Here is a 9,102-nt window from a genome sequence, read left to right on the forward strand (position 1 = left end):
AAAGACATTTTCGACAGCCTGGGGACCGGCCCTCTCGGGCCGGTCCTGTCCGTTCACTCCTCCTGGAACTCCTCCAGGTTTTCCCGGGTCACCATCCGGTAGGGGAGCCACACATAGTGTCCGTCCACCAGCTCCACCGCCTGGGCCGGGTCCTCCCCGCTCCACAGGGCCAGCGCCAGATCCAATATGGCCTGGGCCTGCCCCCGGCTGTCGTTGTGGACGGTGCCGTAGAGCTGCCCGGCGGCGACGGCCTCCTGGGCGGGAGCCGTGGCGTCCACCCCCACGATGAGGGGCCAGCGGCTCCGGTCCGTCTCCGCCAGGGCGTCGATGGCCCCCAGGGCCATGTCGTCGTTGTTGGAGAAGATGACCTCGATCCCGCCGCCGAACTCCTCGATCCACTGGGCCGTCCGGGCGGCGGCCTGGGCGCGGTTCCAGTTGGCGGTCTCGTTGGCCAGCTTCTCCACCTCCACGCCGCCGTCGGTGACGGCCTTGACGGAGTATTCCGTCCGCAGCAGGGAGTCCTGGTGCCCCGGCTCCCCCTCCAGCATGACGTACTGGAGGACCCCGTCGCCATTGCGGTCCAGGGCCTCCCGGTCCGCCCGCCACGCGTCCAGCACCAGCTTCCCCTGGAGGGTGCCGCTCTCCTTCGCGTCGGCCCCCACGTAATAGATCTGGTCCCAGCGCTGGATGTCCTCCGCCACCGGCTGGCGGTTGAAGAAGATCAGGGGCACGCCCTCGGCCTCCGCCTTGTCGGCGATCACCGACGCCGCCGTCCGGTCCACCAGGTTGACGCACAGCACGTCGCACCCCCGGGACAAAAAGCGGTCCACCTGGTCCAGCTGGGTGCTCTGGCTGCTCTTGCCGTCGGCGATGAAGAGGGTGATCTTCCGCCCCGTCTCGCCCTCCGCCTCCCGGACCATCCACTCCAGGTTCTGGGCCATGGTGGAGATGAACGTATCGTCCTGGGTGTAAAGCGCGCAGCCGATGCGCAGCCCGTCGTCCTCTCCCCCGCCGCAGCCCGGGGACAGCGCCAGCGCCCCCAGCAGGAGGGCCAGCGCCCCCCAGCGGCTCCAGCCGCTACCGGCTGGAGGACGACATGACCGGGAACAGCAGCTTTTGGTTCTCAGGCGCATAGATATCCTCCCCTCGCAAGATCGAGAACGGCAGGGGGGACACGGTCCCCTCCTCGCCCCGGGCGACCCCCACCGCCCGCCGCACCGCCAGATAGCCGGCGGCATAGTCGCTCCAGGCGGCCATGGCGGTGATGCTCCCCCGCTCCAGCTGGGCGGTGATCGCCGTGGCGGTCCCCACGCCGTAGAGCGCGAAGCCCCGCCCCTCCGCCTCCTTCTCCTCGGCGGCGCGCTGGGTGGCGGAGGGCTCGAACGCCATCACCCACGCGGTCCCCTCGTCCTCCGGCAGGGCCTCCGCCCGCCGGACGGGGACCCCCGCCTCCGTCAAAACGGCCTCCGCCGCCTCCAGGCGGGCCGCCACGCCGGTGCCGGGCCGGGCCGTGTCCAGCAGCAGCACCTCGCCGGCGGTCAGGTCCTCCAGCAGGGCCTCCGCCAGCCGACGCCCCAGCAGGGCGTTGTCCGGGGCCACGGTCCCCGCCGCGCCCTCCATGGGGGACTCCAGCGTCACTGTGGGGCAGATCACCCGCCAGGGCTCCAGGGCGGCGGACAGCGCCGCCGGGTCCGCCGGCACCGCCACCAGCGCCGCCGCCCCGCTGTCCGCCTCCCGGAGGAGGAGGGACTCCTGCTCCGCGCTGTCGTTGGCGCTGGTGAGGGTCAGGAAGCGCAGCTCCGCCCCCAGCTCGTCCGCCGCCTGCTCCATGCCCTGCCGGGCGACGGTCCAGCCGGAGCTGTCCGTGTCCCGGAGCATGACGGACAGGGACAGCAGCTGGGGGTCCCGCCTCCCCCGGAAGACCTGCGGCAGGACCAGGGACGCCACCGCCGCCAGGCCCAGCGCCGCCAGGACGGCGGCTTGGATCAGATAGCTCCTCCTCGTCTTCATAGCTCCTCCCCCTGCTGGCAGCGCTCCGCCTCCTCCCGGCCCAGCACGGGGAGACGGATGCGGGCCAGCGTGCCCTCGTCCGGCTCACTGAAGATGGCCAGTCCATAGCCCTCGCCGAAGGTCAGGGACACCCGCTGGTGGACGTTCCGCACCCCGATGCCGGAACCGCCGGTCCGGACCTCGGGCCGGTCCCCGTCCAGGAGGGACGCCGCCAGCTCCGGCCGCATCCCCAGGCCGTTGTCCTCCACGTCGATGAGCAGGTCCTCCCCCTCCCGGTAGGCCGTGACCCGGATGACCCCGTCGTCCTCGGCGCTGGCCATGCCGTGATAGATGGCGTTCTCCAGGAGGGGCTGGACGATCAGCTTCAGGGTGTACAGCCCCTCTGTGCCCGGTCCGGCCTCGATCTTGGTGGTGAACTTGTTCTTGAAGCGGATCTGCTGGATGTTCATGTAGTGCCGGGCGTGCTCCAGCTCGTCCGCCAGGGGGATGATGCTCTTGCCCTTGCTGAGGGAGATGCGGAACAGCCGCGCCAGGGAGGTCACCATCTGGATGGCCTCCTCCCGCTGGCCGGACTCCGTCATCCAGATGACGGAGTCCAGGGTATTGTACAGGAAGTGCGGATTGATCTGGGACTGCAGGACCTCCAGCTCGCTGCGCCGCTTCTCGCCCTCCTGGCGGATGATGTCGTCCATCAGGTGGCGCATGGTGGACACCATGGAGGCCACGGCGTGGCTCAGCCGCTGGACCTCATAGCAGCCGCCCTCCTCGATCCGCACATTGGCAAGGCCGTTGTCCAGCTCCCGGATGGACCGCTCCAGCCGCCGGATGGGGTCCGAGATGCGGGCGGAGATCAGGAAGTTCAAAAAGGCCATCAGGAAGATGGAGAACAGCAGCAGCGTCAATCCGAACAGCGGCAGCTGGGGCGAGGCGCTCAGCCAGCTCGCCGCCGGGGCCACGCCCACCAGCTTCCAGCCGGTGTAGCCCACGGTCTTCACCGTCACCTGCCGGGTCCGGCCCTGGAACCTCTCCGTGCGGCTCCCGTCCCGGTAGGCGGCGGCGGCCCGGTTGTTCTCCTCCAGCAGTCCCGCGTAGATCAGCTGCTGGCGGGGGTGGTAGATCAGCTCCCCGTCGCCGTCGATCAGGTAGAGGTAGCCCCCCTCCCCCAGGGTCACGTCCCGGCAGACCTGCTCGATGCCGCTGAAGCTCATGTCCACCAGCAGCACGCCGCCCTCGGTGACGCCGTCCCGGGTCAGCTGGACATGGCGGCTGAGGGAGACCACCCAGCGGTAGGGGTAGTCCGGATCGTCGAAGATGTTCTGGACATGGGGCGTGGAGAAATGCAGGTTCTCCATGCTTTGGCTGGCCGCCTGGAACCAGTCGCTGTGCATGGGGTCCGCGTCCTGCTTCACCGCCGACAGCGGCACGGCGGACACCAGGGCCCCCTGCCCGTCGAAGACCGCCAGGGACACCAGGTCGTCCCGGTTCTCCTCGTACAGGAGGCTCAGCGGGGCCGTCAGGTCGTCCTCGCTGAGGTCCATGTTCTTGATGCTCCGGTAGTGCACCGTGTCGGAGATGCGCATCATCCGCCGCAGGTAGCTGTCCAGGTTCAGGTTCGCCTGGGCCAGGACCCGCTGGCTGTTCTCGGCCACCAGCTGCTCGTTGGCGGCGGAGAAGCGCCACAGCAGGCTGACCCCCATCAGCACCATGCCCGCCGCCGCCACGGCGGTGAAGGACAGGGAGAGGACCATCTGGATGCTCATCTTCCGATAGCGCTCCACCCACTGGGCGGCAAGGCGGCGGAAAACGCTCATGGCGTCTCCTCTCCCCAGCTGTCCGGGACCGCCCAGGGCTGGACGAAGCCCTCCGGGATATTCCTCCAGTCAATGTCCACACAATACTCCGTCACCCGAAGCTCCCCTTCCGATCCCTCGTCCGAGAAGATCTCCCGGCCGGGCAGGCTTCCCGTCGGGAAGCAGATATCCAGCCCGCTGGAGGTGAAACGGATCCACTCCGGCTCCAGGGCCTCCGCCATCTTCTCCCGGAGGGACGGGGCGATGTCCCAGGCCACCAGCTCCGGCAGGCGCCTGCGGACCTCCGCATCCGGCGCGGCGAAAAGGTCCCAGGGGTCGATCTCCTCCCCCGTCTCCCGGTCAAAGGCCGTCTGGAAGGTGGAAGCCCGGTACTCTCCGGCGCCGTAGTCGATGGGCAGCATCAGCTCCGTGGTGAAATACATCACCCGCTCGCTGGAGGCCGCGGGCGACACATTCTGCCAGATGTGGTCGCTTTGGAACTCCTCTCCCAGCTCCTTCCAGGCGGCATAGCACCGCTCCAGCTCCTCCGCCTCGTCATAGAGCTCGCCCCGCTCCTCATACCAGGCCCGGACCTTCTCCTGCGCGGCCCCGCTCAGGCTCTCGAATCCCTCCACGCCCATGACCTGGACGTTTTCCGGTCCCCGGGGCTCCTCCACCTCCAGCAGCTCCGTGCCGTCCGCCAGGCGGTAGCGCCAGCTGCCCCATCGGTCCAGCTCCAGCACATCCACGGCCGTCCCGTCCCGGAGGACCGCCGCCTCCCGCTTCAGCTCACCGCTGATGCCGGCGCTGGTGGCCCAGTAGGCTTTCACAGTCCCATCCGCCGTCTCCAGCTCCTCCCGCCGGGGGTGGCAGCTGGCATAGGCCCAGGCGTCCGTCCGCAGGTCCGCCCGGATCGCCGCCCGGAGCTCCTCGTCGGTCCAGCTGCCGCTGCCCCTGGGCCAGAGGCGGGTCCCCTCCGCCAGCCGTACGCCGGTCCGCTCTCCCTGCCTGTCCTCCACCACGAAGGCGGTGGGATCCCCGGCCTCGTCCGTCTGGACCTCCACCACCAGGCCCTCCAGATCGATCTCGTCCCGGCAGGCCGTCAGGCACAGCGCCAGGACCAGCGCCGCCAGCGCCGGGAAAAGCATCCTCTTCATCATGCCGTCCTCCTAACCTTTCTGTCCCGCCCGGAATTTCGAGGGCGAAACGCCGTGATGCCGCTTGAAGACATAGCTGAAATAGTTGGGGTCGCTGTAGCCCGCGGCCTCGGCGACGCGGTAGGTCTTCTCGTCCGTCTCCCGCAGGAGCCGCGCCGCCTCCTCCATCCGCACCTTCGTGACGTAGGCGGTGAAGGACATGCCTACTTCTCGTTTAAACAGGGTGGAAAAATACGTAGGGGATAGATGGATGTGGGAGCACAGGGCCTCCACGCTGAGCTGCTCGTCGGTGTAGTGCCCGGCGATGTAGTCCTTGGCCCGCTCCACCATCTGCCACGCGGAGTCGCTCCGCCTCCGGCCCAGCAGATCGTGGAGCCTCTGGCACCGTTCCCCCAGCCAGTTCCCCAGCTCCTCCAGGCTGGAGAAGTCCGCCACGGACACGGCCCCGGTGAACCGCTCCCCGAAGACCTCCTCCACCGCCAGAGCGCCGGAGCGGGTCAGCCGGACCAGGCAGGTCACCACTTCCAGCAAAAAGAGGTCGCACTTGGACAGGGACAGCCCGGCGCGGCTCAGCCGTTTGATCAGGCCCTGGACCACCTCCTCCACCTGCTCCGGCGTGCCCAGCTTCACGGCGGCGGACAGCTCCCGCTGGTCCTCCTCCTCGAAGGAGGGCGCGGCGGCGGACTGAGGCTCCAGGTCGCCGATGTAGATCACCCGGCCCCCGCCGGCCAGCACCCGGTAATCCAGGGCGGACCGGGCGCCCTCGGCGCTGCGGTCCAGCTCCTCCGGCCCCCGGCAGGGCAGGCCCACCCCCGTGGTGAGCCGCAGGCCCAGATAGCTCTGGGACAGCCGGGACAGGCGCTCCAGCTCCTCCAGGAGGGGGTACAGCCGCTCCTCCCCGGACAGGCGCACCAGCAGCGCCGCCATGTCGCCGTAGAGCACCACCCGGGCGGAAGCGCCCTCCAGGGAGAACTGCTTTTCCAGGAAGGACTGGACGGACAAGAGCAGCAGCTCGTCCCGCTCCCCCTCGTCCCCCGGGCCGTCCACATGGACCAGCGCGGCGGTCCACAGGCCCTCCGGCAGCTCGATCTCATACCGGGCCGCCCGGTCCTGGATCTGGTCCGGCCGGATCTGCCCGCTCAGCAGCCGGGTGTAGAACAGCTCCCGCAGCACCGGCAGGCTCTCCTCGTAGCGCCGCCGCAGCGTCTCCATGTCCCGGCGCTCCAGCCGCTGGGCCTCCAGCTGCTCCCGGAGCTTGTCCAGCACCTGGATGAGCTCCGGGGCGTTGATGGGCTTCAAGATGTACTCGGACACCCCCATGCTCACCGCCTGGCGGGCGTACTCGAAGTCGTCGAAGCCGGAGAAGACCACCAGCCTCGCCCCCGGCAGGGTCTGCCGCAGGCGGCGGCACAGCTCCAGCCCGTCCATGAAGGGCATCTTGATATCGGTCAGCACCACGTCGGGGTGGAGCTGCTCCGCCAGCTCCAGGGCCTCCTCCCCGTTGGCGGCCTCCCCCACCAGGGCGAAGCCCAGGGAGGCCCAGTCGATCTTCCGGCTGATGCCGGAGCGGATCTCCTCTTCATCGTCGGCCAACAGGACCCGGTATCCTTTCATCGAGACCGCCTCCTTCTTTATCCAGGTCCATCCTACCACACTTGGACGGATATGAAAAGGGGCTCCGGCGCAAAAGCGCCGGAGCCCGGGACGTTCGGTCTTTGGGACAGGTGTCCCGCTTTTATTTCTTCGCCAGGTACTTCCGCAGGTCCAGAGCGACGGCCACGATGATGACCAGGCCCTGGGCGATGAAGGTGTAGGCCGGGTCGAAGCGGAGGAACTGGAGGCAGATCTTCAGGACCTCGAACACCAGCACGCCGATCAGGATGCCGGACACCTTGCCCACGCCGCCGTTGGCGGAGACGCCGCCGATGGTGCAGGCCGCGATGGCTTCCAGCTCATAGCCGGTGCCGGTGGCGGTGGAGGCGCCGCCCGCCTTGGAGCCGATCAGGAACCCGGCCAGGGCATACATGACGGAGGCCAGGACATAGATGCGGATCAGGGAGACGGAGACGTTCACGCCCGCCACCTGAGCGGCGTTCTCGTTGCCGCCGATGGCGTACATGTACTTGCCGTGGCGGGTCTTGTTGTACAGGAACCACATGAACACGCCCACCAGCAGCGCGGGGAGCAGCAGATAGGGGATGAAGCGGTTGTCGAAGAAGTTGCCGCTGGCCAGGGCCCGGTAGCTCTCCTTGAAGCCGCCGATGGGCTGGTTGCCGGTGATGATCTGGCACGCGCCGTAGACCAGGGTCTGCATGCCCAGGGTGGCGATGAAGGGGGGCACCTTCAAAAAGGCGATGACGCAGCCGTTGACCGCGCCGATGCAGGCCATGATGGCCACGGTGATCAGCAGGGCGGCGACCCAGGGCATGTCGGGCATCCAGGGCAGCACCCGGGCGCTGTAGTCCAGGGTCTGCTGCATCATGGCGGCGAAGCACGCCGCCAGGCCCACCTGACGGCCGGCGGACAGGTCCGTGCCCTTGGTGATCAGGCACCCGGACACGCCACAGGCGATGATGAACCGGGGGGCCACGTTGGAGATCAGGTTGCCCACGTTGTCGCGGCTCATGAAGTTGCTGCTGTTGACCCAGGTGTACAGGGCCAGCAGGATGATGAGGAAAATGATGGCGTTATCGGAAATGAATTTCGTGACGGTCTTCACGCTCAGCGTCTTTCCTTTTGTCTCTCCCATAGTCGTTTCCTTCCTCCTTATTCAAACTGGGTCGCCAGGGCCATGATGTTCTCCTGGTCGGCGTCCTTCCCGTCGATGAAGCCGGTGACCCGGCCGTCGCACATGACCATGATGCGGTCGGACATGCCGATCAGCTCGCTCATCTCGGAGGAGATCATGATGACGCTCTTCCCCTGCTTCGCCAGCTCCGCGATGATGCAGTAGATCTCGTATTTCGCGCCCACGTCGATGCCCCGCGTCGGCTCATCCAGGATGAACACGTCCGGGTCGTTGGCCAGCCACCGGCTGATCAGCACCTTCTGCTGGTTGCCGCCGGAGAGGGACTGGATCTGGGTCTTGGACGAGGGCGTCTTGATGGAGAGCTTGGCCACGTTGTCCTGGACCAGCTTCTCGATCTTCCGGTCGTCCAGCATGATGCCGCCGATGAGGTACTGGTTCAGCGAGGCGATGGACACGTTGTCCGCGATGGACAGCACGCCCAGGATGCCCGTGGCCCGGCGGTCCTCCGTCAGCATGGCGATGCCGCTGTTGATGGCCGCCTTGGGCTGGTCGATCTTCAGCTCCTTGCCCTTGTAGGTGATGCGGCCCGCCGTGTGGCAGCGGAGGCCGAACAGTCCCTCCATCAGCTCCGTCCGCTGGGCCCCGACCAGGCCCGCCACGCCCAGGATCTCGCCCTTGCGGACGCTGAAGGAGGCGTGCCGGAAGCTCTTGGGGTTGATGGAGGTGAAGTCCTCCACCTCGAAGACCACCTCGCCGGGGACGTTCTCCCGCTTGGGGAAGAGGTTGCTCAGCTCCCGGCCCACCATCTTGGTGATGATGAAGTCGGTGGTCAGCCCCTTGGCGTCCCAGGTGCCGATGTACTGGCCGTCCCGCATGATGGTGACCTCGTCGCTGATGCGGAGGATCTCGTCCATCTTGTGGGAGATGTAGACGATGGAGACGCCCTTCTCCCGCAGCTCGTTCACGATGGTGAAGAGGGCCTCCACCTCCGCGGCGGTCAGGGAGGACGTGGGCTCATCCAGGATGAGCACCTTGCAGTCGGCGGACACGGCCTTGGCGATCTCCACCAGCTGCATCTGGGAGACGCTGAGGCTCCCCAGCTTGGCCCTGGGATCGTAGTTCAGGTGGACCTCCTTCAGGACCTCCGCCGCGTCCTTGTACATCTTCTCATGGTCGATGGTGCAGATGGGACCGAAGCGCTTGAGCGGGTAGCGGCCCACGTAGATGTTCTCGCCGATGCTGCGCTCCGGGATGGGCTGGAGCTCCTGGTGCACCATGGCGATGCCCCGGCCCAGCGCATCCAGGGGGCCTTTGATCTGGACCTTCTCCCCCTCGTAGATGACCTCGCCCTCGTCCATGTGATAGATGCCGAACATGCACTTCATCAGCGTGGACT

Annotated in this window: 7 protein-coding genes; all 7 read right to left on the reverse strand. The window is 67.7% G+C overall.

Annotated features, from left to right (window positions below; genetic code table 11):
* Positions 1 to 53: 53 nt before the first annotated feature.
* Entirely contained in the window at positions 54 to 1,133 is a 1,080-nt protein-coding gene (locus QZ332_RS12110; protein WP_295765776.1) for a galactose ABC transporter substrate-binding protein, read from the reverse strand.
* Positions 1,078 to 2,010, reverse strand: a complete 933-nt coding sequence (locus QZ332_RS12115) for a substrate-binding domain-containing protein (RefSeq protein ID WP_295765778.1) — start codon at positions 2,008 to 2,010, stop codon at positions 1,078 to 1,080. The genes QZ332_RS12110 and QZ332_RS12115 overlap by 56 nt, the downstream gene beginning before the upstream one ends.
* Positions 2,007 to 3,821, reverse strand: coding sequence for a sensor histidine kinase (locus QZ332_RS12120; RefSeq protein WP_295765780.1), 1,815 nt, complete (start codon positions 3,819 to 3,821; stop codon positions 2,007 to 2,009). The genes QZ332_RS12115 and QZ332_RS12120 overlap by 4 nt, the downstream gene beginning before the upstream one ends.
* Complete coding sequence (locus tag QZ332_RS12125) at positions 3,818 to 4,957, reverse strand: hypothetical protein (protein WP_295765782.1); 1,140 nt, start codon at positions 4,955 to 4,957, stop codon at positions 3,818 to 3,820. Before QZ332_RS12125 ends, QZ332_RS12120 begins: the two co-directional genes overlap by 4 nt.
* 12 nt (positions 4,958 to 4,969) lie before the next feature.
* On the reverse strand, positions 4,970 to 6,571 hold the full coding sequence (locus QZ332_RS12130; protein ID WP_295765784.1) for a response regulator: 1,602 nt from the start codon (positions 6,569 to 6,571) through the stop codon (positions 4,970 to 4,972).
* 121 nt (positions 6,572 to 6,692) lie between these two features.
* Positions 6,693 to 7,706, reverse strand: coding sequence for an ABC transporter permease subunit (locus tag QZ332_RS12135; RefSeq protein ID WP_295765786.1), 1,014 nt, complete (start codon positions 7,704 to 7,706; stop codon positions 6,693 to 6,695).
* A gap of 17 nt (positions 7,707 to 7,723) precedes the next feature.
* On the reverse strand, positions 7,724 to 9,102 hold a 1,379-nt coding region (locus QZ332_RS12140; RefSeq protein ID WP_295765788.1), incomplete at its 5' end, for a sugar ABC transporter ATP-binding protein.

This window comes from uncultured Oscillibacter sp., assembly GCF_910584465.1.
Lineage (GTDB): Bacteria > Bacillota > Clostridia > Oscillospirales > Oscillospiraceae > Oscillibacter.

Excerpts from the sequence above, each read along its gene's own strand:
- QZ332_RS12110 (WP_295765776.1), bottom strand. The coding sequence starts at position 1,133 with ATGCGCCTGAGAACCAAAAGCTGCTGTTCCCGGTCATGTCGTCCTCCA.
- QZ332_RS12135 (WP_295765786.1), bottom strand. The coding sequence starts at position 7,706 with ATGGGAGAGACAAAAGGAAAGACGCTGAGCGTGAAGACCGTCACGAAA.
- QZ332_RS12120 (WP_295765780.1), bottom strand. The coding sequence starts at position 3,821 with ATGAGCGTTTTCCGCCGCCTTGCCGCCCAGTGGGTGGAGCGCTATCGG.
- QZ332_RS12125 (WP_295765782.1), bottom strand. The coding sequence starts at position 4,957 with ATGAAGAGGATGCTTTTCCCGGCGCTGGCGGCGCTGGTCCTGGCGCTG.
- QZ332_RS12130 (WP_295765784.1), bottom strand. The coding sequence starts at position 6,571 with ATGAAAGGATACCGGGTCCTGTTGGCCGACGATGAAGAGGAGATCCGC.
- QZ332_RS12115 (WP_295765778.1), bottom strand. The coding sequence starts at position 2,010 with ATGAAGACGAGGAGGAGCTATCTGATCCAAGCCGCCGTCCTGGCGGCG.